Annotated in this window: 27 protein-coding genes and 1 riboswitch; of the genes, 21 read left to right on the top strand and 6 right to left on the bottom strand. The window is 39.2% G+C overall.

All coding sequences use genetic code 11. The features are described from left to right. Positions 1–73: 73 nt before the first annotated feature. The 11 genes from ACYSNQ_RS08780 to truA all read left to right on the top strand — a co-directional run bounded on the left by ACYSNQ_RS08780 (position 74) and on the right by truA (position 7,328). The gene (locus tag ACYSNQ_RS08780; RefSeq protein ID WP_426082567.1) at positions 74–721 is read left to right on the top strand and encodes an adenylate kinase; all 648 of its coding nucleotides are present in this window, start codon (positions 74–76) and stop codon (positions 719–721) included. A 195-nt stretch (positions 722–916) separates the two neighbouring features. Next, entirely contained in the window at positions 917–1,135 is a 219-nt protein-coding gene (infA, locus tag ACYSNQ_RS08775) for a translation initiation factor IF-1 (RefSeq protein WP_013773088.1), read from the top strand. A 32-nt stretch (positions 1,136–1,167) separates the two neighbouring features. Further along, the gene (gene rpmJ, locus ACYSNQ_RS08770; RefSeq protein ID WP_002288710.1) at positions 1,168–1,284 is read left to right on the top strand and encodes a 50S ribosomal protein L36; all 117 of its coding nucleotides are present in this window, start codon (positions 1,168–1,170) and stop codon (positions 1,282–1,284) included. Positions 1,285–1,302: 18 nt separating this feature from the next. Continuing rightward, the gene (gene rpsM, locus ACYSNQ_RS08765; protein ID WP_426082564.1) at positions 1,303–1,668 is read left to right on the top strand and encodes a 30S ribosomal protein S13; all 366 of its coding nucleotides are present in this window, start codon (positions 1,303–1,305) and stop codon (positions 1,666–1,668) included. Positions 1,669–1,695: 27 nt separating this feature from the next. Next, positions 1,696–2,085 carry a 30S ribosomal protein S11 gene (gene rpsK, locus ACYSNQ_RS08760; RefSeq protein WP_426082562.1) on the top strand — a complete coding sequence of 130 codons (390 nt, stop codon included), beginning with the start codon at positions 1,696–1,698 and terminating at the stop codon, positions 2,083–2,085. An 80-nt stretch (positions 2,086–2,165) separates the two neighbouring features. Continuing rightward, positions 2,166–3,104 (top strand): DNA-directed RNA polymerase subunit alpha, encoded by a 939-nt coding sequence (locus ACYSNQ_RS08755; protein ID WP_426082561.1) that lies wholly within the window; start codon positions 2,166–2,168, stop codon positions 3,102–3,104. A 140-nt stretch (positions 3,105–3,244) separates the two neighbouring features. Then, positions 3,245–3,625: a 50S ribosomal protein L17 gene (rplQ, locus tag ACYSNQ_RS08750; RefSeq protein ID WP_229441613.1), complete on the top strand. Its 381-nt coding sequence runs from the start codon at positions 3,245–3,247 to the stop codon at positions 3,623–3,625. Between the two features lie 462 nt (positions 3,626–4,087). Further along, positions 4,088–4,927 (top strand): energy-coupling factor ABC transporter ATP-binding protein, encoded by an 840-nt coding sequence (locus tag ACYSNQ_RS08745; RefSeq protein WP_426082560.1) that lies wholly within the window; start codon positions 4,088–4,090, stop codon positions 4,925–4,927. Further along, on the top strand, positions 4,903–5,766 hold the full coding sequence (locus ACYSNQ_RS08740; RefSeq protein ID WP_426082559.1) for an energy-coupling factor ABC transporter ATP-binding protein: 864 nt from the start codon (positions 4,903–4,905) through the stop codon (positions 5,764–5,766). The genes ACYSNQ_RS08745 and ACYSNQ_RS08740 overlap by 25 nt, the downstream gene beginning before the upstream one ends. Next, positions 5,763–6,560 carry an energy-coupling factor transporter transmembrane component T family protein gene (locus tag ACYSNQ_RS08735; RefSeq protein WP_426082558.1) on the top strand — a complete coding sequence of 266 codons (798 nt, stop codon included), beginning with the start codon at positions 5,763–5,765 and terminating at the stop codon, positions 6,558–6,560. The genes ACYSNQ_RS08740 and ACYSNQ_RS08735 overlap by 4 nt, the downstream gene beginning before the upstream one ends. A gap of 21 nt (positions 6,561–6,581) precedes the next feature. Further along, positions 6,582–7,328, top strand: coding sequence for a tRNA pseudouridine(38-40) synthase TruA (gene truA, locus ACYSNQ_RS08730; protein ID WP_426082556.1), 747 nt, complete (start codon positions 6,582–6,584; stop codon positions 7,326–7,328). Between the two features lie 320 nt (positions 7,329–7,648). Here truA and ACYSNQ_RS08725 read toward each other — a convergent pair whose 3' ends face one another. From ACYSNQ_RS08725 to ACYSNQ_RS08710, 4 genes are all read right to left on the bottom strand, one after another. Then, entirely contained in the window at positions 7,649–9,163 is a 1,515-nt protein-coding gene (locus tag ACYSNQ_RS08725; RefSeq protein ID WP_426082555.1) for a helix-turn-helix domain-containing protein, read from the bottom strand. A 155-nt stretch (positions 9,164–9,318) separates the two neighbouring features. After that, positions 9,319–10,680, bottom strand: coding sequence for a branched-chain amino acid transport system II carrier protein (gene brnQ, locus ACYSNQ_RS08720; protein ID WP_426082553.1), 1,362 nt, complete (start codon positions 10,678–10,680; stop codon positions 9,319–9,321). A gap of 289 nt (positions 10,681–10,969) precedes the next feature. After that, entirely contained in the window at positions 10,970–11,470 is a 501-nt protein-coding gene (locus ACYSNQ_RS08715) for a GNAT family N-acetyltransferase (protein ID WP_426082552.1), read from the bottom strand. Positions 11,471–11,483: 13 nt separating this feature from the next. Then, positions 11,484–11,807: a MazG nucleotide pyrophosphohydrolase domain-containing protein gene (locus ACYSNQ_RS08710; RefSeq protein WP_426082551.1), complete on the bottom strand. Its 324-nt coding sequence runs from the start codon at positions 11,805–11,807 to the stop codon at positions 11,484–11,486. A 133-nt stretch (positions 11,808–11,940) separates the two neighbouring features. Between ACYSNQ_RS08710 and ACYSNQ_RS08705 the strand changes: the two genes are divergently transcribed. The 3 genes from ACYSNQ_RS08705 (at position 11,941) to ACYSNQ_RS08695 (ending at position 13,805) form a co-directional block, all read left to right on the top strand. Next, a complete protein-coding gene (locus tag ACYSNQ_RS08705; RefSeq protein ID WP_426082549.1) occupies positions 11,941–12,555 on the top strand; it encodes a histidine phosphatase family protein in 615 nt (204 codons plus the stop codon). 72 nt (positions 12,556–12,627) lie between these two features. After that, positions 12,628–13,206 (top strand): LOG family protein, encoded by a 579-nt coding sequence (locus ACYSNQ_RS08700; protein ID WP_426082548.1) that lies wholly within the window; start codon positions 12,628–12,630, stop codon positions 13,204–13,206. 26 nt (positions 13,207–13,232) lie between these two features. Next, a complete protein-coding gene (locus ACYSNQ_RS08695) occupies positions 13,233–13,805 on the top strand; it encodes an adenylate kinase (protein WP_426082547.1) in 573 nt (190 codons plus the stop codon). Between the two features lie 25 nt (positions 13,806–13,830). Here the strand turns inward: ACYSNQ_RS08695 and ACYSNQ_RS08690 are convergent, their stop codons facing one another. Both ACYSNQ_RS08690 and ACYSNQ_RS08685 read right to left on the bottom strand, forming a co-directional pair. Further along, positions 13,831–14,571, bottom strand: a complete 741-nt coding sequence (locus ACYSNQ_RS08690; RefSeq protein WP_426082545.1) for an amino acid ABC transporter ATP-binding protein — start codon at positions 14,569–14,571, stop codon at positions 13,831–13,833. Positions 14,572–14,583: 12 nt separating this feature from the next. Then, on the bottom strand, positions 14,584–16,197 hold the full coding sequence (locus ACYSNQ_RS08685) for an ABC transporter permease subunit (protein WP_426082544.1): 1,614 nt from the start codon (positions 16,195–16,197) through the stop codon (positions 14,584–14,586). A gap of 82 nt (positions 16,198–16,279) precedes the next feature. Continuing rightward, positions 16,280–16,455: riboswitch (Lysine riboswitch) on the bottom strand. A 387-nt stretch (positions 16,456–16,842) separates the two neighbouring features. Between ACYSNQ_RS08685 and ACYSNQ_RS08680 the strand changes: the two genes are divergently transcribed. The 7 genes from ACYSNQ_RS08680 to ACYSNQ_RS08650 all read left to right on the top strand — a co-directional run bounded on the left by ACYSNQ_RS08680 (position 16,843) and on the right by ACYSNQ_RS08650 (position 23,652). Then, a complete protein-coding gene (locus ACYSNQ_RS08680) occupies positions 16,843–17,445 on the top strand; it encodes a YczE/YyaS/YitT family protein (protein WP_426082543.1) in 603 nt (200 codons plus the stop codon). Positions 17,446–17,577: 132 nt separating this feature from the next. Then, complete coding sequence (locus tag ACYSNQ_RS08675) at positions 17,578–18,222, top strand: ABC transporter ATP-binding protein (protein WP_426082542.1); 645 nt, start codon at positions 17,578–17,580, stop codon at positions 18,220–18,222. Next, the gene (locus ACYSNQ_RS08670) at positions 18,215–18,976 is read left to right on the top strand and encodes an ABC transporter permease (RefSeq protein ID WP_426082541.1); all 762 of its coding nucleotides are present in this window, start codon (positions 18,215–18,217) and stop codon (positions 18,974–18,976) included. Before ACYSNQ_RS08675 ends, ACYSNQ_RS08670 begins: the two co-directional genes overlap by 8 nt. A 36-nt stretch (positions 18,977–19,012) precedes the next feature. Next, positions 19,013–20,161 (top strand): tRNA epoxyqueuosine(34) reductase QueG, encoded by a 1,149-nt coding sequence (gene queG, locus ACYSNQ_RS08665; RefSeq protein ID WP_426082540.1) that lies wholly within the window; start codon positions 19,013–19,015, stop codon positions 20,159–20,161. A 605-nt stretch (positions 20,162–20,766) separates the two neighbouring features. Continuing rightward, positions 20,767–21,333, top strand: a complete 567-nt coding sequence (apf, locus tag ACYSNQ_RS08660) for an aggregation-promoting factor (RefSeq protein WP_426082539.1) — start codon at positions 20,767–20,769, stop codon at positions 21,331–21,333. 328 nt (positions 21,334–21,661) lie between these two features. Continuing rightward, on the top strand, positions 21,662–22,201 hold the full coding sequence (locus tag ACYSNQ_RS08655; RefSeq protein ID WP_426082538.1) for an HdeD family acid-resistance protein: 540 nt from the start codon (positions 21,662–21,664) through the stop codon (positions 22,199–22,201). Between the two features lie 437 nt (positions 22,202–22,638). Further along, the gene (locus ACYSNQ_RS08650) at positions 22,639–23,652 is read left to right on the top strand and encodes a lipoate--protein ligase (protein WP_426082537.1); all 1,014 of its coding nucleotides are present in this window, start codon (positions 22,639–22,641) and stop codon (positions 23,650–23,652) included.

Genomic DNA, 23,652 nt, shown 5'->3' with positions numbered 1-23,652 from the left:
GAGGATCTTCCTCAGCACCATTCTCACATATGGCTAGTTTTGTATTCAGCCTTTAAAATTAGGAGGAAAGCGAATGAACCTCATTTTAATGGGACTTCCCGGAGCAGGAAAAGGCACGCAGGCAGAAAGAATTATTGATGAATACGGGATTCCCCATATTTCAACAGGTGATATGTTTCGGGCTGCGATGAAAAATGAAACTGCTCTTGGACTTGAAGCAAAATCTTATATCGACAAAGGCGAGCTGGTTCCTGATGAAGTAACAAATGGAATCGTCAAAGAGCGCTTGGCAGAACCAGATACAGCAAAAGGATTTTTGCTGGACGGCTTTCCAAGAACGCTGGATCAGGCGGAAGCTCTGGACCAAATGCTTAAAGAGTTAAATAAAAAAATCGATGCCGTTATCGACATTCATGTAGAAGAAGATGTGTTGATTGAACGCTTGGCGGGACGCTTTATGTGTAAAAACTGCGGAGCAACTTATCACAAAATTTTCAATCCTCCAACAGTGGAAGGAACATGCGATCGCTGCGGCGGACATGAGTTCTATCAAAGAGAAGATGATAAGCCTGAAACGGTAAAAAATCGTTTGACAGTAAACATCAAAAGCAGTGCGCCGATTTTGGCCTACTATAAAGAAAAGAACTTGTTGCACACAATCGATGGAAATCGAGAAATCAACGATGTGTTCTCTGACGTGAAGACGATTATTGACGCATAGTTGCAAGCTGCACACAGTCCTTGATTTTGTTGAGCTTAGACTCTCTTGCTATATAGAATGTTTTATGGTAAAATGTATCAGTCCGACTTCTATGAAAATTTTCTTGGAAGTTTAATTGAAAATTCTAGGTGGGAGCTGCAGTTTCCACCGTTTTATCGTGTGAAAATGCGAAACAAGTACAAGGAGGTACTGTGCGTGGCAAAAGATGATATGATTGAAATCGAAGGTACAGTCGTCGAAACTTTGCCGAATGCAATGTTTAAAGTTGAATTAGAGAACGGGCATGAAGTATTGGCTCACGTTTCTGGTAAGATTCGTATGCATTACATCCGAATTTTACCCGGGGATAAAGTAACTGTCGAGTTATCGCCATATGATTTAACTCGCGGTCGTATAACCTATCGCTTTAAATAATTGTACTCCGTAAAATCTCAGGAGGTATTATCATGAAAGTAAGACCATCAGTAAAACCAATGTGTGAGCATTGTAAAGTAATTCGTCGTAAAGGGCGTGTTATGGTCATTTGCCCAGCAAATCCAAAACATAAACAGCGTCAAGGATAATAGGAGGTGTAACGAATAATGGCTCGTATTGCAGGAGTAGACATTCCTCGTGACAAACGCGTAGTAATTTCTCTTACTTATATTTTTGGTATTGGAAACACTACAGCGAAAAAAGTATTAGCTAATGCAGGCGTATCAGAAGAAATTCGCGTTCGTGACTTAACAAACGAACAAACAGATGCGATTCGTGCAGAAATTGATAAGTTAAAAGTTGAAGGGGATCTTCGTCGTGAAGTGAACTTGAACATCAAGCGTTTGATGGAAATCGGTTCTTACCGTGGAATCCGTCATCGTCGTGGATTACCAACTCGTGGACAAAACACGAAAAATAATGCACGTACTCGTAAAGGCCCAGCTCGTACTGTAGCAGGCAAGAAAAAATAATTCCTAAGTGAAGGAGGTTAGAACTTCATGGCAGCAAAGAAAGTTAGTCGTAAACGCCGTGTGAAAAAGAATGTAGAAGCAGGTATCGCGCATATCCATTCTACTTTCAATAATACAATTGTGATGATTACCGATACTCACGGAAATGCATTGGCATGGTCATCAGCAGGAGCTTTAGGCTTCAAAGGAAGCAAAAAATCAACTCCTTTTGCCGCTCAAATGGCTGCAGAATCTGCAACTAAAGTAGCACAAGAACATGGACTGAAAACTGTCGAAGTAACAGTTAAAGGACCTGGTTCTGGACGTGAAGCAGCAATCCGTTCATTACAAGCAACAGGTTTAGAAGTGACTGCAATTCGTGACGTTACACCAGTTCCTCATAATGGATGCCGCCCTCCAAAACGCCGTCGTGTTTAATGAGTGCTGCTCATTTTGAGTTTGAACCAAAAACGTCATTGAACAAGACACTTTTCGTTTTGAAAGGGGTATAGATAAGAATGATTGAATTTGAAAAACCAAGAATCGAAAAAATTGATGAAGATAGAGATTATGGCAAGTTCGTTGTAGAACCTCTGGAACGGGGTTATGGGACTACTTTAGGAAATTCTCTACGTCGTATTTTGTTGTCTTCATTACCAGGAGCTGCAATCACTAATATTCAAATCGATGGTGTATTACATGAATTCTCTACTATTAAAGGTGTAAGAGAAGACGTGACACAAATCATTCTGAATATCAAAGGATTAGCGTTAAAGCTTTATTCTGAAGAAGAAAAAACCCTTGAGATCGATATTACAGGACCTGCTGTAGTTACTGCCGGTGATATCATCGTTGACAGCGATGTTGAGATTCTAAATAAAGATTTAGTTATCTGTAGTGTTGCTGAAGGAGCTGCTTTTCATGCTCGCTTAACAGTAAAACCTGGTCGTGGCTATGTTCAAGCAGACGAAAATAAAAAAGAAGATATGCCGATTGGTGTTCTTCCAGTCGATTCTATCTACACACCAGTACGTCGTGTTAACTACCAAGTAGAAAGTGCACGTGTTGGTCGTCGTGATAATTTCGATAAGCTTACAATGGAAATATGGACAGATGGTTCAATCATTCCTCAGGAAGCTCTTAGTCTAGCCGCTAAGATCATGACTGAACATTTAGACATCTTTGTTAATCTAACCGATGAAGCTAAAAATGCTGAAATCATGGTTGAAAAAGAAGAAACACAGAAAGAAAAAATGCTGGAAATGACCATTGAAGAATTAGACTTGTCTGTTCGTTCATATAACTGTTTGAAACGTGCAGGAATTAATACTGTACAAGAGCTGACAAACAAATCTGAACCTGAAATGATTAAAGTACGTAATTTGGGTCGTAAATCTCTTGAAGAGGTTAAACTTAAATTGCATGATCTGGGTTTAGGCTTACGTAAAGACGATTAATACGTTTTACTAAGGATACTGGTTTGACTTTTTCCCAGAATTTAGTCGAGCTGTGTGCGTAGCTTGCAGGCTATCAACCGGATAGCAGCTGAAGCTGTATGTAGAATGTAGTTAAAAAGTAACGAAGGAGGGAAACCAACGTGGGTTATCGTAAATTAGGACGCACATCAAGCCAACGTAAAGCGATGTTGCGTGACTTAACAACTGACTTAATTATTAACGAACGTATCGTTACGACTGAAGCTCGTGCGAAAGAAGTTCGTTCTACAACAGAAAAAATGATTACTTTAGGTAAACGTGGAGATCTTCATGCACGTCGTCAAGCTGCTGCTTACGTACGTAATGAAGTTGCCAGCGTTCGTGAAGAAAATGAGGCTATTGTAGTTGAATCAGCTTTACAAAAACTATTCAATGACTTAGGACCTCGTTACGCTGAACGTCAAGGCGGATACACTCGTATCCTGAAAACAGAACCTAGACGCGGAGATGCTGCGCCAATGGTAATCTTGGAATTTGTTTAATAATCAAACTATACCGTCACTTTATAGATGATTCTTTTAGAGTGTTATGATGTTGGAGGCGACTCCGAGTCTAGCTCGCGCTCTATCCGCTGGGAATTCCCGGCGGATAGGCACTCATCATATAAGGTGTTTTTTTTTACCATAAAACAGATACATACATAGTTAATTTTTATTTATAAAACATAGCTGTCAAGACACTTGGCTGTTCCCATTAACTGGTAACTTTTGTTATAATAGTACCTAGGGTCTGCCTGAAAACTCTAGTGGTGAGTAGTTCGTGATTCTTATGGAACTTATCTTCATAAAGCTATCGCTATGGACCACATATGCTATGCTTTTCTAGACCTTCACTAAAATTTCTGGAAATCTAGTTTCCTCTATGGTTTTCAGACAGGCTCTAGTGTTAGAAAAATAGAATTAGTTGATTTTTCCAATGATACTAAAGAATCGGGAGCGTTTGTAATGGAATCAATCATTGAGCTTAAAAATATAAATTTCAACTACCAACCAGAAGATGCAGATCCTGCATTGAAAGATGTATCCTTTTCAATTAAAAAAGGAGAGTGGGTAGCAATTATCGGGCATAATGGTTCTGGAAAATCAACATTAGCTAAAACCATTAATGGGTTATTACTGCCGGCATCTGGTCAAATTTCAGTAGGCGGTAAAGAACTAAATGAAGAAAATGTCTGGGATATCCGCCGCATGGTTGGAATGGTTTTTCAAAACCCTGACAATCAGTTCGTTGGTTCTACTGTCGAGGATGATGTGGCCTTTGGCTTGGAAAATCAAGGAGTACCTCGCAATGAAATGGTGATTAGAGTAACGGATGCGTTAAAAAAAGTACGGATGGATCATTTGGCAACTAGAGAGCCTGCAAGATTATCTGGCGGACAAAAACAGCGTGTGGCGATTGCTGGAGTTGTAGCATTACGGCCGGATATTATCATTTTAGATGAGGCTACGAGCATGTTGGATCCCGAAGGTCGCGAAGAAGTAATTTCAACCATTCAGGAAATCAAAGCAGAAAGTAATCTAACTGTGATTTCTATTACTCACGATATAGATGAAGCAGCAAATGCAAACCGTATCCTAGTAATGCGTCAGGGACAGTTGGTTGATGAGGGAACACCTGAAAAAATATTTTCGGCTGGGACTGAACTGATTGAAATGGGGCTTGATTTACCTTTCCCGGAAAAGCTGAAAATTGCATTGAAGGAACGGGGTATTGATGTTCCACAAGAATATTTGACCGAAGAAAGGATGGTGGAATGGCTATGGACATCCGTTTTGAACAAGTAGATTTTACCTATCAGCCAAATACGCCATTTGAGCAGAGAGCATTATTTGATATCGACATGATGATTGAAGATGGTTCTTATTCTGCAATCGTTGGTCATACTGGAAGCGGCAAATCTACTTTGCTGCAGCATTTGAATGCATTGGTGAAACCGACGAAGGGAACCGTTCATATTGGTGACCGAGTGATTACGGCGGAAACAGATAATAAGAATTTGAAACCGATTCGTAAAAAGGTCGGGATTGTTTTTCAATTTCCAGAAGCACAGCTGTTTGAAGAAACAGTGGCAAAGGATATTGCGTTTGGACCAAGAAACTTCGGTGCAACAGAAGAAGAGGCCCGTAAGCTGGCGGAAAAGATGTTGAAGCTAGTAGGGTTAGACGAAAGCTATCTGGACCGCTCACCCTTTGAGCTTTCCGGCGGCCAAATGCGCCGTGTAGCAATTGCCGGAGTTTTAGCAATGGAGCCTGAGGTTCTAGTGCTGGATGAACCGACTGCAGGCTTAGATCCCAGAGGACGTAAAGATATGATGGAGATGTTCTGGCAGCTTCATCATGAAAAAGGAATGACAATTGTTTTAGTGACTCATTTGATGGATGATGCAGCGAACTATGCAGATCATATTTTTGTTCTTGAAAAAGGGAAAGTCGTGAAAACCGGTAAACCGTCAGAAGTGTTTCAGGATATTGAATGGCTGAAAGAGAAACAGTTAGGGGTTCCAACTGCTGCAGAGTTTGCTGAACAATTAGCAATTCGCGGGTTTTCAATCACTCAGCTGCCGCTTACAGCTGATGAATTGGCTGATCAGATTTTAAAAATGAAGGCTGGTGAATCAGTATGATGAATAAACTGATTTTTGGACGATATATTCCAGGAGATTCATTTATTCATAAAATGGATCCTCGGGCAAAGCTTCTCGCCAGCTTCTATTTTATTGCCATTATCTTTATGGCAAATAATTGGCAGACCTACAGCCTTTTAGCGGTATTCACACTGACAGCAGTCGTTGTTTCCAAAATCAATATTGGCTTCTTTATTAGAGGGATTCGTCCGCTTCTTTGGCTGATTCTGTTTACAGTCGCACTGCAGATGCTCTTTACGCAAGGAGGAACTGTTTACTTTCAATGGGGAATCTTTTCAGTAACTGAATTTGGTGTGGTTAATGGGTTATTCATTTTCTGCCGTTTTATTCTAATTATTTTTATGTCTACTTTACTGACTTTAACAACCCCGCCTTTAGCTTTATCAGATGCCATAGAGTATTTATTACGTCCGTTTAAAGTAGTTAAGCTACCTGTACATGAAATTTCTTTGATGCTCTCTATTGCATTACGTTTTGTTCCCACATTGATGGATGAAACAGAGAAGATTATGAATGCACAGCGTGCGAGGGGTGTGGATTTTGGAGAGGGAAATCTGATTCAAAAAATGAAGGCAGTCATTCCTTTACTAATTCCGCTCTTTGTCAGCAGCTTTAACCGTGCAGAAGATTTAGCAACCGCAATGGAAGCTCGAGGCTACCAAGGCGGAGAAGGAAGAACAAAATATCGAATTCTTCACTGGCAGAAAGGTGATACAATAGTCATGCTCATTTTCGTACTGCTGACTGTTGCACTTATTTTTATCAGAAGCTAACTTATAGAAAAGGTGAACAAAATGCCTCGTTACAAAGCTGTAATTGCATACGATGGAACAAATTATAATGGGTTTCAGAATCAGCCGAATGGCCGGACTGTTCAAGCTGAACTGGAGAAAACCTTAAAGAAAATGAATAATGGAAAATCAATTACGATTTTTGGTTCAGGTAGAACTGATGCAGGTGTGCATGCGAAGGGACAGGTCATTCATTTTGACTATCCTGAAGATCGGCCGCTGGAACGAATGCGTTACGGCTTAGATACTCAGACGCCTGAAGATATTAGTGTGCGCAGTGTAGAAAAGGTCGCTGATGATTTCCATGCAAGATACCATGTAATAGAAAAGACTTATGAGTTTCGAGTGGATATTGGAAAACCGCGGAGTCCTTTTCGCAGATTCTATGCAAGCTATTATCCTTATCCGTTAAATCTGGAGAAAATCCAACAGGCGTTGCCGGAGCTGATTGGCACGCATGATTTTACTTCATTTTGTGCTTCTGGTAGTAGTGTGGATGATAAGGTACGTACAATCTATGAAGCAAAGATGACGACTAACCCAGCGGGAGATGAGCTGCTGTTTACTTTTCGAGGGGATGGTTTTCTCTATAAAATGATTCGTATTTTAGTGGGAACACTACTGAAAATAGGTAACGGACGTATGGCTGAAACATCGATAGCCGAAATACTGGCAGCTAAAGACCGCAATGCAGCTGGTCCAACAGCTCATCCGGAGGGGCTTTATCTAGTTGAAGTAAAGTATGAATAGTTTTTGTTTGAGAGTGGTTGTGACAAGAATATTCAGGTACGAGAAATAAAGCGAACTAGGCAAAAATAGCTTGCTGAGATGCGCACCCTCAGATTAGAACTTTTTCTAATTCAGGGGAGGCACATCGATAAGCTATTTTTGTCTAGTTCGCTTTATTTGCTTTTACAGCTCTCTTTTCTAATCCTAGTATAGGATTGTTGAAATACGCTTTATTCAGCTTTAGGGGGTGGAGACATGTTTTTGTCCACCCCCTTTTTGTTTTTTTCTGGAATCTAATTAAGTGTCATACATAAACTAATAGAAAATTGTTCTTCTCTATTTTAATAGTCGAATGCGGCATTTTTTTCTTTATATAACCGGTGAAGCCGGACGTATAGGTGTGCCAACTCTTCATCTCCGTAAGATAAATCCATGCAGTGAAGAGGAAGCGTTGGATATGTTTCCAGCGGCAGTAAAGATGAACTGATGACCAAATCATACTTGTGAGTCAGTTTATCTATGTAAGGTGTAACCTCTACAAAATCAAGCTGATTGAGAAACTGATAGAGGTTTCTAATCAGCAGAAAATTATGCTCAAAGGCGATGCCGACTTTAATAACTTTGGAGCATTGAAACTGATTGCAGTAAGGAAGCATGAGATTCTTAAGGGACTTTGTTAACGGCTTCTGGATTTTCGATAAATAAGGATAAGCTGAATCATTCAATTTATTTTCAAGAAAGCGCAGGATTACCTGTTCTAATTGCTTTTCGACTTTCGGCATACGGTTTTCCGAATCAACAACTAAACTCTGTAGATTTGGAAATGGATGTCTGAGAACATAATAAACAAAGAAAATATTAAGAAGATTTCCTTTCAATAAGGGATCTTTTTTTATTTCAGGCTGATTATAGAAAAACTCTTTCTGGCTGTAATTTAAAAACGCATCGACAAAGTGTATCACCTCATTATCTTGTTTTGAAAAATCAAATAAGGTTTGATAAAGTGAAGGATCATCTTGCATCGTGTAGAACGGGGCATAGTGGGCCAGGAAAAAAATGAAACTACTTTCCCCCTTCGCTATAGCCGGTGGTAAAGCTTTGACAGGCCCGAGACTTTTGTTTAAGCGCTTAAAATCATAGTAAGGGTTGTCCTTCATTAAAAAATCATAGTTGGAATCATAAGACACAAAAAATTTTTTTTGAGCTCTGGAAAGAAAAATTGCTGCAAAAAAAGATAACTCACGCAGTCCTAGATAGGTGCGAGTTAATGGGAAATATTCTGAAAAATCATGAACCAGCTTTTCTGCTTCCTCACGCGATACACGCGTAAACGGCCAAAAAAGTCCGCGTGTACCCAGCCAAAGAGTATTGAACAGTGCTACTCGGACGACTCGTTCATCTCCAGTTAAATTTGCTTCACGAAAGCTAAAGCGTAGATTAAATTGTTTGACATGTTTTTTTAGGGGAATCATTTTTCGTGAAACCGTAGACTGACTAACATAGTGGCGTTCACAAAAGTCTTCAATCGTAGGTTGATCATGATTTAAAAAGTATAAAATGAATAAAAAGGGGATAGATTTTTTTAATGTTAAATACCGATATTCATCGATACTGATAGTTAGATGCTCCGCATTGATTTTACCAGCTTTTTTTAAGATAGAAGACTGTTTATTATTATAGGCCATAATCTCTTGATTGATTTCAGTCAAAATAATCAGTGTCTGCTGATAGCTAAGATCAAATAGCTTTGCTACTTGGGAAACAGGTATTATTGTTTGATTCAAACTTGAAATTTTTTTATAAATTTGAAATTTGATTAAGGTACTATTGTCCATCATTAATTCATCAAATAGCATAGTAAACGCATCCCTCCTATGCTCATTCTAATAGATAGCTTGCCGAATGCCAATAATAAGATAAAAAAATAATAAAATTTTCATTTTTATTTACGAATTAATTGGAAAATATATATAAAATAAACCAACTTTTAAAAAGCTGGCTTATTTATAGTTTATTTATTTAAGTGGTTTTCATTTTTTGAACTGACCGCGCTCCATAAAATTCCTAATAGAAAGCCTGTTACAGCGGGAACAATCCAGCCCATGCCAATTGTAAAGAAAGGCAAATATGCTTCAGATAGTTGAATAATTGTAGTAATGATGGAATTCTCTTTAATAAAAGCCGGGGCACTGTTTAGTGCATCTAAAAAAGCAGCAAATAGGGTGAAATAGGTTGTCATACGATAAACCTCTGTACGATGCTTAAATAGCGGACTTAGAATCACCAGCAGCATTAGCGTGATTGCCAGAGGATACAGGAACATCAATACTGGAATTGAAAATTGAATGATATTGGTCAGCCCAACATTAGCAAATAAACAAGGCAGGATGCTGGCAACAGCTATATACATAGGATATTTTCCTTTAGGAAACAGCTCAGAAAAGGTTTCCGCAAAAGCCGTAATCAGACCAATAGCTGTTTTTAAGCAGGCAACAATAATAATTAAGGTCAACAGCAGCGAGCCCCAGCTGCCTAAATAATGATTGGCAATTTGAGCAAGGGCAATCCCGCCATTTTCACTAAGTTTAAAGGTACCGATACTCATTGCACCCATGTAGGCCAACAAGGTATAGATAATACCCATTAATAAAATACTAACAGCACCGGATTTTACAGTGTCCTTTGCAACAGCGTTCGGTTCTGTAACGCCCATTCCGCGAATTGTTGTCACGATGATGATGCCAAAAGCCAAAGACGCAAGAGCATCCAATGTGTTATAACCTTCAGTAAAGCCTTTAAAGAAAGCGTATTGACTGTAAGCTTCCCCAATCGGTGCAGAAGATACAACCCCCAATGGCTTTAAAAAGGCTAGTAGAAGCAGCACACCTAACAAAACTAGAAAAATTGGATTTAAAAATTTTCCAACATAATCAAGAATCATAGATGGCTTTCTAGATAAAAACCAGGCTGTAAAAAAGAATAAAATAGAAAATAAAGCTAGAAAAAGAGGTTGCTGTTTCAGCTCAACGAAAGGAGCAAGTCCAATTTCAAAAGAGGTTGTTGCCAATCTAGGCAAAGCAAAAAATGGACCAATCGTTAAATATAATAATGAAGTAAAAATAATGGCATACGATCGATTCACGCGATTGGCCAAATCGAACAAGCCGTTGCTTTTAGAGATTCCGATAGCAATCACACCTAAAAAGGGAAGACCAATACCAGTAAGTAGGAAACCAAGATTTGCCGAAAAGACAGCTGCTCCAGCCTCTTGCCCTAAATGAACTGGAAAAATTAAATTGCCTGCTCCGAAGAACAAACCGAACAGCATGGACCCTACAAAGAGGTAATCCCGCCAGGAAAGTTTTTTATTCAATATCTGCACTCCTTTTCTATTTTACACGTTGAAAGCTTTTTAATGGTAATAAATCAGATTTTTTTAAGTATCGGTTATTTTATATTGTGTATAAAAAGCAACACCTTCATTAAAATAGCAGAGTTAAGAAGTGCAGGCAAGCAGAAAAGACAAAATTAAATCATTTTTTCATTAACTTTATTCGTTTTGCACAAACAGGGGTGAGATAATTGGAAACGCGCAGTCACCCTTTTACCTCAGAATAGTGCGCTAATTAGTTGTGTATCTTCGGGCTTTAGCAGAGTCTAAATTATTTTTCTGTTTTTTGTAGAAAATAAGCAAAGAGATAATCATCGCAATAGGCATCGTTGATATAGAATTCATCACGCAAGTGTCCCTCTTCAACAAAGCCGTTGCGCTTGTAGAAGTTAATGGCCCGGTTGTTGGTTCCCATTACCCGTAAGGAAAGTTTGTGAATTCCGTAGGAAGGAGCAGTCATTTTTAAATAATCCAGCAGCTTTCGTCCAGCTCCGGATGACTGATAATCGGGATGGACACCAATGCCAATCATCCACTGGTGTTTATGTGAAGGCAGATGAGTTGGCTGATGAACGTTGACAAATCCAATTAGCTGTTCCTCCTGAACAGCAACAAAAATCAGCTCGTCCTTTTGTTTAGCTGCATATTCCTCTACATCATTGTAATGATGTAGGATAGGTGAGTTTTCATTTGTCCAAATTTGATTTTCAATTAGCATCAATTCAGAGTAATCATCATCCTGCGCCTTTCGTATCTGTATTGTTTTTGCCATTGTCAGTCCTCCTTTATAAATCAGAATGAAATCTTTTTATCAATTTTTCCTGATGGGTACTTAAAATATCTGTTAAGCGGATATCGTATTTGTCGGCCAGGATAAAGATATTATCTAGAACATCTCCCAGTTCCTCTGTTAATTGCTGTTTAAGGGCTTCAGGTTCTTTTTCTATCTCATCGGGACGGTCGCGTCCAATTTCCAGCGCTCGAACAGCTTGTGCCACTTCGCCCGTTTCTTCTGATAAAAAACTGACCCGAATGAACGGATTCAGCTCGTACCAGCCGCGTTCTTTGTAAAAACTGCTTATCCATTTTTGATACTCTTGTATATCCAAATGACCACCTCCGTTTTTTCTCCAACCTATCATATCATATTTGATTTAAGACCGCAGAGTGAAAATGATTAGGACAGAAATCTGGAGAACTGCTATAATCTAAGACAGTAGAAGGAAAAGGGAGAGACAGTAGATGACAACATTTTATTTCGTGAGACATGGAAAAACTGAGTTAAACATAGCTGATAGTTTTCAGGGAAGCGGGGCAGACTCGCCGTTGCTTCAAGAAGGTATTGAACAAGCAGGCAAGCTAGGAAAACACTTGGCGGGAATTGCTTTTGACCAAGTAGTTGTCAGTACGCAGAAACGGGCCATGGATACGGCAAACTATATACTGACTGAGAACCATCATCTGAACGGTATGACGTTGCAATATCATGATGGATTAAGAGAGATAGGCTTTGGTGAAAAAGAGGCAATGAAGGTTGACTTTATGAATCAGCAAACTAAATATCTGCGGGAACGTCCGGATTTATATGACCCATCAGGTTTTGGAGGGGAGACTTATGATGAATTGGTCGCCCGCGGCTCAGCTGTAATCAGTGAACTAGAGGAGCGACATCCGGAAGGCAAGGTTCTGGTTGTTGCTCATGGCGTATTGCTGATTGTTCTGATTAATTATCTAAGTGGTCAGGAAAAAAGAAACTGGCGCAAAAATGGCCCTTTGGAGAACACTAGCTTAACCATCCTTCATAAAGAGGGAAAACACTATACAGTAGATACCTTTAATGATATTTCTTATCAATAAAGTGAAAGGAAGTACCTTATTGATAATGTTAATGATTGACAAGCTAGGATTAGTAAGAAGGGCGGCTGGCAAATGAAAAGAGCAGCAGTATATTGCGGTGCAAGTGAAGGAAATAGTCTAGTATATAAACAACAAGCCATTGAATTAGGCAACTGGCTGGTGGATAAGGGCTATGGATTAGTTTATGGCGGAGGCAATGTGGGATTAATGAAACGTATCGCTGATACAGTTTTAGCGAAGGGTGGCGAAGTAATCGGCGTAATGCCCAACTTCCTGATCGAACGGGAAATTGCTCATCCTGCTTTATCAGAGTTAATCACTGTCAGCAACATGCATGAACGGAAAAAGAAGATGATGGATTTGGCAGACTGCTACATTGCATTGCCGGGTGGTCCAGGAACTCTGGAAGAAATTTCTGAGGTTATATCATGGGCACGTGTTGGAGAACATGGAAATCCATGTATCTTATGGAATAGTCAGGGCTATTATGATTTGCTGGGTAGCTTTTTTAATCATATGGTGACCGAAGGCTTCCTCTCTCCAGCAGACCGGGAAAATATTTTAATTACAGAATCATTCTCTGAGATGAAAGCTTTTATTGATACTTATAAAGGTATAGCTGTAAGAGAGTATAAAAAAACTGAGCATTAGACTTTATTAGGAAAGGCGGGCATCAAGTGATTATTTTGATTGGCGGAGCCAGCTGCAGCGGAAAAACAGTACTGGCGCAAAAATTACTAGAGATTTACCACATTCCTTATTTATCCATTGATCATTTAAAAATGGGCTTAATTGGCGGCTACCCAGAATGTGGGTTTACACCGTTCAGCTCAGATGAAATAATCAATGAAAAGCTTTGGCCAGTATTAAAAAAAATCATTGAAGTAGCGATTGAAAATGAACAGCATTTGATTATTGAAGGCTGCTATTTACCTCAGGACAAGGTACATGAGCTGGCAGCTGCTCATCGCGAAATCGTGCCTGTCTATCTAGGGTTCTCAGAAGGGTACATTAGGAACCATTTTGAAGATGGAATACTTGCTTATCGGTCGACAATTGAACGGCGAAAATTTGCTGAAGACCGCCCCGTTCAGGAAATCATCGCTGAGCATGCAGAGACTAAACGAAAGTGTAAACAATACCAGCTCCTGTATCTTGAAACAGACGAGAAATATCAGGATATGCTGGATAGAGCAGTCGAACAAACAGCGGCAGCTATAAATAAAATGCAAGAGACTACTCTCCCGTGAGCAGCCTCTTGCATTTTGTTTATATTCATTCTTTTGATAGAATACGCTGCAGGAATTCTTTTGTCCGCACTTCTTTCGGATGGACAAAAATATCTTCTGCGCTTCCTTCCTCTGCGATAACGCCTTTATCCATGAAAATGACGCGGTCTGATACTTCTCGCGCAAACTCCATTTCATGCGTAACGATCATCATTGTCAGCCCAGTATGGGCCAAATTCTTCATCGTTTTTAGCACTTCTCCTACCATTTCAGGGTCAAGCGCAGAGGTTGGTTCATCAAATAAAAGAACATCAGGATTCATGGATAGTGCCCGGGCAATGGCTACCCGCTGTTTCTGACCTCCGGAAAGCTGAGCTGGTTTAGCTGTTACAAAGCGTGCCATGCCAACCTTTTCCAGGTTTTCCATAGCGATTGCTTCAGCTTCGCTTTTGTTGCGTTTTAAAACAGTAAGCTGACCAGTTGTACAGTTATCTAAAACGTTTAAGTTGTTAAACAAATTAAACTGTTGGAAAACCATCCCTAGATGGGTTCTGTATTTTGGCAAATCATAGCCAGGAGCTAAAACATTTTCTCCTTTATAAATAATTTTACCGTCTGTTGGTTTTTCCAGTAAATTAATGCAGCGGAGCATTGTTGATTTTCCAGAGCCGGAGGACCCGATAATCGTCACAACTTCGCCTTTTTCTACAGTTAGGTTGATATCTTTTAAGACTTCATTTTCACCAAAGTTCTTCTTTAAATGTTCAACTTCAATAATTGCATTCATCATAGGGCCTCCTTATTTATCTTCGCCTATTGCTACAGATTGTTCTGCTTCTTCAACAGGAATGTATGCTGAAGGTCCGTCGATGCGGTTTTCCAACCAGCGTAAAATCCGTGTTACTGTAAAAGTTAAAACAAAGTAAATCACACAGACGATGGAGAAGGTTTGGAAGAACTGATAGTTTGTTCCAGCCGCAGAATTAGCCTGGAAGAACAGATCAGAAACAGAAATAACACTCAGAACAGAAGTATCTTTAATGTTGATTACAAATTCGTTCCCCGTTGCCGGCATAATATTCCTAATAACCTGTGGTAAAACAATCTTTGTCATCGTTTGTCCATGAGTCATACCAATGGCCTGCGCTGCTTCAAACTGCCCTTTATCAACGGAGAAAATCCCGCCGCGGACAATTTCAGACATATAAGCACCTGTATTAATTGAGACAATAAACAAAGCGGCAACAGTACGATTTAAATCAATACCGAAAGCCAAAGCAATCCCATAGTAGATAACCATTGCCTGAACCATCATCGGCGTACTTCTGAAAATTTCAATATATGCGGATAAGAGCCAGTTAAAGATTTTCTGGAATGCACGTTTGCCCTTCTTCTCAGCTGTAGGGATTGTCCGGATAACGCCTATCAAAAGACCGATTAGCGTACCAACAATTGTACCGATAGAAGCCAACAGCAATGTTGTTCCAGTACCGCGCAGGAAAAGCGTACCATATTGACTAATAATATTTTTAAAATCACTAATCAGACCAGGCTTAGTTTGTTCTTCATCCGTTGAGCCTTCAGCAGCCGGCTGGTCTACGATGGCATCATCCATAATCTTTGTTCGTTCCTCAGGAGAAATATCTGCTAAAATAGCATTGATTTTTTCACGATTAGGATCTCCTTTACGAAGTCCGATAGCGATTGTAGTATCAGCAGGGTCAGTATTAAACCCATTTCCTTCTGAAAATTCCACCATCTTGATATCCGGATTCACACTTTCAGCAGTAACGCCTTCCGGCCGTTCACTAACATAGCCGTCAATGACACCAGAAGCTAAGGCTGTCCGCATAGCACCAAAGTCCGCTTGTGCCTGCTGCTTCTGGACATCAGGAATTTGATCAATGACAGTATAATGGAAGGTATTCAGCTGAGCAGTAACCTTAGCACCACTGAAATCAGCTAGACTTTTTGCATTTGCATACTTGCTGTCTTTACGAGTAACGATAACAAGATTAGATTCATAGTAAGGATCAGAAAAATCGATTTCCTTTTTACGTTCTGGTGTTGGCGACATGCCGGCGATTACAGCATCAATTTTTCCAGATTGTAGTGCTGGAGCCAGACCGTCCCATTTTGTTTTGACAATCACTAGTCGTTTGTTCAGTCCTTCAGCTACTTTCTTAGCAATCTGGACATCATAGCCTCCTGCGTAGGAGTGGTCGCTAGGAATTGCTACAGCACCGTTGGCATCTGTTGTCTGCGTCCAATTGAAAGGAGCGTAGCCGGCTTCCATTCCGACTCTGAACTCACCATTTGCTGTACTGCTTTCTGCTTTGACAGTCAGCGGCGTGAAGAACAGACCTAATAAAAGTGTAAACAGAAAACCAAAGGAAATACTTTTTTTATTCATAATACTAATTCTTCCTTTCTTTACTATAAATACAAAAAAACAACCATACGCATGTTGGTTGTTGATAACAGTCGTCTCCTCAACAGAACATAGCGCAACTTGGCATTACTGCCAAGACAGTCCACCAGCTGTTCGCATAGTGTCCCAACATACAACAGAGAAGGCTGCTGTACATTTCGGCGGTTGTTCCTAGGCTTGCTTCAACGTGTCCTTTCACACTCCACAAGATTAATAAAAACCGCGACCTCTACCTCGATTTGAGGTACTATTCAGTTGTCATTCAAGTAGTAACTAGTCTACGATATCTAATAAAAAATGTCAATAGTTCAGAATGTTTGTGAAGAACTGGCTGACAGCTGCGGCTATTATTTACATGACTGCTTACTAAAAATAGTAGATTAAAGAGTAAATGCTAAAGTGCCGTTCTTTTTCAAGTTAGTCACTTTGAAATGACTAAATTATTACACCATAAAAAAGAAAGCGCTACCAAGAAAGTTGACAAGAATTAGAAGAAACACTATTATGGAAAGAGGCGCTGTTGAATAAAGGTAAAAAATACTGATTTATAGCTGCAAACTTCTTTTTATTAGGTTATTGCTATCAGCGGCCAAAGAATCTTTAAAAAAATAAGGAATGTGGAAAAATATGATTAAAAGAAAACCCGTCTATCGGATACTGTCTGTCTTTGCTGGAACGGCATTGACTGCACTATCCATCTCAGTATTATTGAAAGCGGGCTATGGTGTAGATGTACTAAGTGTTTTTTTAACGGGGATTCAAAAATACATACCTTGGGAGTTTGGTTATCTGAGTATGTCATTTAACGTCCTGATGATTGTGATTGCTTTTTTTATGCAACGTGAGTTAATCGGCGCAGGGACAATTATAAATGGGGTTTGTTTAGGACTGATGGTCAACTTCTTTTCTGGTCTCTTAGCTGATTGGGAGATGGGCATACCGCTCCTCTGGGGATTAGTAGCAGCTATTTGCTACGCTGTGGGCATCGGCTTGTATGTATCTGCTCAGATGGGCGCCGCCGCAATAGAATGTTTGTCATTTATGATTGAAAGCCGAACCAAAGGAAGTTTGAAGCTAATTAGAATTGCAATTGATGCTGTGCTTGTAGTAAGTGGCTTATTGCTGGGAAGCACAAGTTTCCACATTGCAACCTTTGTCTGTCTGCTGACTACAGGTCCGATTGTAGAATGGATGCTGAAGCGGTCGATGCGGACAAATGAACGTCCATAAAGTGAATGGATAATGAAGCTGTTTCAAAAACCAGTATTTTATTTGGTTTTTGAAGCAGTTTTTATCTTTATTTTGAAATGATCAGCAGAATCAGGTACCCTTGAATAGAAGTAGTTGGAAGGAGCAGCGATGATGACGAAAGATATTTTGTTAGCAAAGAGTGTCGTTTATCGGACGGAGAAAGAAGCAATTATAAAAGGGGTTGATTTAGCAGTTGAGACAGGTGATTTTTTAACACTGACAGGACCTTCTGGGGGCGGGAAAAGTACCTTTTTGAAGTTGCTTGCTTCACTGTTATCGCCATCAGACGGAAAGATTTATTATAAGGGTACGGATTTGTCTGAGCTCGATCCAGTTGCTTACCGACGAGAGGTTTCTTATGCATTCCAGCAGCCGGTATTATTTGGAGAGACAGTTTATGACAATCTTGTATTTCCATTTGAGGTAAGAGAAGTGCCCGTTAATCAGAAAAGAATTAGAGAAAAGCTGGCTCAGGTTTATTTAGATGAAGCATTTCTGGAGAAAAAAATAAGTGAGCTATCTGGAGGAGAAAGACAGCGCATTGCGTTGCTGCGCAACATTTTATTTATACCTGAAGTGCTGCTTTTGGATGAAGTTACTGTGGGGCTGGATGAGGAAAGTAAAAAGATTGTCAATCAGCTGATTCAGCAGGTCCATCATCAGGGGGCAACGATTATCCGGGTAACTCATGATAGTGAAGAGCTGGCGCAATCAGCCAAAATTATACAGATAACAGGAGGGAAGCTGGATGAATGATTTAGCGGTTACTGGACAGTCTTTAGGCTGGTCTTTGCTGCTTGTGGGGATTGCTTTGGGGATTAGTCTGAATCAGAAGCTGGGACTGGGCAAAGACATTATCTATAGTGTTTGCCGTGCGGTTGTTCAGCTGATTGTTGTAGGCTATGTATTGAAATATATTTTTCAAACAGATATCCTCATTTTGACACTGGTGATGGTACTGGTAATTATTTTTAATGCTGCTTGGAACACAAAGCAGCGTAATCCTTCGCTGCAGCATGCGTTCCTGTATTCCTTTGCAGCTATTTTTCTAAGCACCTCGATTACGCTTGGGACATTGATTTTTGCAGGAGCAATAAAAATTATTCCTTCACAGCTTGTACCGATTTCAGGAATGATTGCCAGCAATTCGATGATAGCAATTGGTCTTTGCTACAAGCATATGCATACATTGTTTTATAATCAGCGGCAGCAGGTCTTGGAAAAGCTTTCTCTGGGAGCCGATGTTTCTTTAGCTTCAAAAAACATTCTAAGAGAAAGCATCAAGGTGGCGATGCAGCCTACGGTGGACTCTGCAAAAACAGTGGGGCTAGTCAGTCTGCCGGGAATGATGTCAGGGCTGATTTTTGCCGGAGTTGATCCCGTTCATGCGATTAAGTATCAGATAATGGTTACATTTATGCTTCTTTCCACGACGAGTATTGGAGCAATTATTGCTGGCTATCTATCCTACAAGGAGTATTATAATAATCGTAAGCAGCTGCGGATATAGTTCTAGCTGGTTAAAATCGAACGGAGGCGAAATAGGATGACTGACTTGAAAAGTAAAATCATTGAAGAGAGTAAACGTCTTGGGATTGATAAGATTGGCTTTGCGTCAGCAGCTCCTTTTGATCATTTAGAAGCTTCTTTACAGGAGCAAAAGGAACGAGGCTATACATCAGGATTTGAACATCCGATTATTGAAGAACGGATTTACCCGGAACGAACATTTGAGCATCCACAGACAATTATAGCGATTGCGCTAGCCTATCCGACTAAGGCCAAGGGAAAGGTTCCGCGAGATGAAAAACGAGGACAATTTGCTAGAGCTTCGTGGGGAATGGATTATCACGATATTTTACGTGAGCGTTTAAATGGGTTGATTGATTTTATTCGTGAGCAGGCGGAAACGATAGAGGAAAAAGAAAGCTGGCGTTTTAAGCCTCAGGTGGACACTGGGGAGCTGATTGATGTTGCGGCGGCACAGCGTGCAGGGTTGGGCTTTATTGGCAGGAATGGTCTGCTGATTACAGAAGAGTTTGGTTCTTTTGTTTATTTGGGCGAGATTGTAACGAATATTTCTTTTGAAGTGGATCAGCCTGTTCCTTTTGGCTGTGGCGAATGTACGCGCTGTGTGACTGCTTGTCCAACGCAGGCTTTATTGGGTGATGGACGAATGAATGCACCGCGCTGTCTGTCTTATCAGACTCAAACCAAAGGTATGATGCCGGAAGAATATCGAAAGAAGATGCATAATGTGATTTACGGCTGTGACATTTGCCAATTAGTCTGTCCTTATAATAGAGGAAAAGATTTTCATTTTCATGAAGAAATGGAACCGGAGATAGATAGTGTTTATCCAAAACTGGAACCGATGCTTAGCATGACCAATAAGGAATTCAAAGAACAATTTGGCCATCTCGCTGGATCATGGCGCGGGAAAAAGCCGCTGCAGCGGAATGCACTGATTGCTCTAGCTAATTTGGGCGGTAGAGAAGCACTACCACAAATTTTAGAATGTACACAAGATATTCGACCAGTGATTCGAGGTACTGCGGCCTGGACGATTGGTAAATTAGGCAATCGTGAACCGGAAAAATGGTTGAAAATATTGACTGAGCTTCTGCAAGTTGAAACAGAAGAAGAGGTATTACATGAAATACAAGGGGCGATTCGTCAATTAACAAAAGAATAGTTACTTGGAAGATATCTAACTGGAGTGAAACTTGGAGTATTGAGTGTTTGTCTCGACTTCCTATTTTTTTATTACCATTATGGGTTAATGTATATTTCTCAAATAGAATATTTACAGAATCTGCATGAAAGTATCTTTGTTTGAGGCTGAACCGTCAGAAGGATAATGATTTCTGACGGTGTTTTTTTAGTTGTTTAGAGAATAGATGAAGAAATATATGAATATTTTGTATGAAATAATCAAAGAAATTATCTGAAAATGTCATAAAAGCAGTGTAGTCATTGATTTTTCACATTACAGTTTTGATATAAAAAGCTCTTTTTTTGAAAAAAAGACCGAAATAAAAGGAGAAAACGATGAGAATAAAATAAACAAATACAAATTTTCTTCCTTTTTTATAAAAAAAGACGGTTTTTTATAAATATAAATTAAATAATAAATCCTTTTATATCAAGTTCTTTATCGATTTTTTTTACAGAGTGTTACGAAAAATCAATACTCGTAATGAATTGTCACTATACTTTTACCTATGAAATACGCTGGGATGATAAAGTATGAAAAGTCTCATACGAGAGATGAAAACTTTTTATGAAGGAGAATAGATAATGAAATCTATTAAAACAATTCTACTAGGAACAATTGCGGTAGCAACATTTGGAATTTTTGCAGGAACTACAGACGTGCATGCAGACACTATATATACTGTTCAAACAGGAGACAGCCTTTCAAAAATTTCACAGCAAGTGTTTGGCGACAGCTCTTTAATCCAAAAAATTGCTGAAGACAATAACATTGAAAATATCAATATGATTTATACTGGTCAACAACTGATTATTAAAACTGATGATGGAGAAAAGATTGAAGCAGCTCCAGCAGTTCAAGCTGAAACCGTTCAGGCAGCTCCAGTAACTGAAGCAGCACCTGCGGCAGCAGAATCTAGCTATACTGGTACATCTTCATCTGCCAAAGAATGGATTGCACAAAAAGAATCAAGCGGTTCTTACTCAGCAACAAACGGCAGATATATCGGTAGATATCAATTAGATGCTTCATACCTAAATGGGGATTATTCAGAAGCGAATCAAGAACGCGTAGCAGATCAATACGTAACACAACGCTATGGTTCATGGGAAGCGGCACAAGCTTTCTGGTTAGCTAACGGCTGGTACTAATCAATTAAATAATAAATGATTGCTATCAAATAGATTAGATAGGCGAGAGTGTGACATGACTCATTGAGTTATGTCACACTCTCGTCTTTTTTAGGAGTAAAGAAATTACTAGCTATTTATGGTTATAAAGGCAATCATAACAACGGATATTGAAAAAGGAATTTAGCCAATATCTCGCTTCACGGGTTTGTTCAGTTTTTTTGAAGTCGATTAATCGAAAATAAATACGCAGAAAATGAGAAATTTGATAGAAGTTGCGGGATATGATTCTAAATAGTAGTTTTCGATAAGAAAAGTTTATACAATAGAGAAATAGGAGGCGGTGGAGATGGATACACTGATTTATCATTTGAAAAAGCATGCACTGCTTAGAGGGATTATCTATGTTCTTCTAGGAATAGCTGTGGTTGTTAACCCATCTGGCGTATTTAACATCACGGTTTATGTAATTTCGGGTTACCTGGCATTTATGGGCCTGCTGGATTTGATAGAAGGAATTAGAGTTAGGCAGAAAGAAGGTATTTACGACAGCAGCTTTGTTCTGGGAATTCTCCTGCTGGTATTGGCGGGCATTGTTTTAGTGTTTTCAAAAGCTATTGTTAGTATTTTACCAATATTCCTAGGTCTGCTGGTTGTAACAGTGGGGAGTGCTCGTTTAATTCAGTCCTTCAATCTGAGAAAATATACAACTGTTAACTGGGGTCTGCTGTCTTTTTATGGGATTGTGCTGATAATTGGCGGAGGTCTGCTGATATTCAATCCGTTCCGAAGTGTTTTATTTCTTTTTCAATTGTTTGGCGGAATTCTTATTTTTATGGGAATTTCAGAATGCTTAACTTTTTTTCAGTTACGTAAGATTGAGCACTAAACGAAAGCGGTCTTTCCGATGTGTATTTTTACTTAAGTGAAAGCGGTGGTTGGTCTAAGAATTGAGTATTGAACTTTTCAAAATTCAGTTTTAGTTTCGTATGCCGATTATTCCGCTAAAATCTTTCATACAAGTGGAACTGACCTGTTGGATTTTGCTATAAAAAATGAATATGAACTATCTTTTATTCGAGATTTAGAGATTGGTGCAGCGTCATTTTGACGATTGCTCCAATCTTTTTTATGATTAATTGAGAAAATGATGATACAGAAAAACAGCTGTATCATATTTTTTATTCTGTTATATAAAAATGAGTTTAATTAAAATACGTTTGTTTTATTCAAGCATATATAGTGTGATAATAGTTGTTTTTGTGTTATTATCAAATTGTTATTTTAAATAAATGTATAAATACAGATTGGAAGGGTGTGGTTCTGATGTACTATATTCATTTAGATTCGAAAGATATAAGAGAAAATCTTGCAGCAGAACAATATATTTTAAATAGATTGTCTTTCGATGAACCTTTAGTACTCTTTTATATACAAAGCCCTTGTGTGATTATTGGACGAAATCAGAATGCCTTCGCTGAGATAAACCGAACCTACGCTAGAGAGAAAAATATCACAGTTACACGTAGACAGTCTGGGGGCGGTGCAGTTTATGATGATTTAGGCAATGTCAGCTTTAGCTTTATCATGAATGCGGCCGGCAATAATTTTGGTGATTTTAAGCATTTTACACAACCGATAATAGACGCCCTTCACAGGATGGGCGCAGCTACAGCAGCAATGAATGGCAGAAATGATCTGTTCATTGATGATAAAAAGTTTTCAGGTAACGCTATGTATAAAAAAGGGACTAAGATGTACATGCATGGTACGTTGATGTTTGATGTGAATCTGCAGGAAATGGAGACAGTTCTTCAGGTGTCGGAGAAAAAACTAGAGTCAAAAGGAACAAAATCAGTTAGAAGTCATGTGACAAATATTAAGCCTTATCTAAATAAAAAATACCAGAAAATCACAACAGAAGCTTTTCGTGATCAACTGACTCTACAGCTATTTTCTGCAGCAGAGTTGGGAGACATTCAGGATAGAAAATATGAGCTGACAGCTTTTGATTATCAGGAAATCAATAAGCTAGTTGAGAAAGTTTATGGAAATGATCAATGGATTTATGGAGAAGCACCAGAGTTTTCTCTACAAAAAGAAAAAAAGTTTCCAAGTGGTCTGCTTGATATTCGGTTGTCTATCGATAAAGGAAAAATTAAATCCATACGAATTTATGGTGATTATTTTAGTCAGAAAGACAGTAGAGATGTAGAGGCTCTATTAACAGGAGCCGACTACGATGACAAGTCCATTGAAAGGGTGCTGGCGAATATTTCTATGGAGGAATACTTCTCTGGTATATCGAAGGAAACCTTTATTCGACTGCTGCTGGACTGA

The sequence above is a fragment of the Enterococcus sp. LJL51 genome (assembly GCF_054871795.1).
The sequence above is the reverse complement of the archived record's forward strand: the minus strand, read 5'-3'. Positions and strand labels throughout refer to the sequence as shown.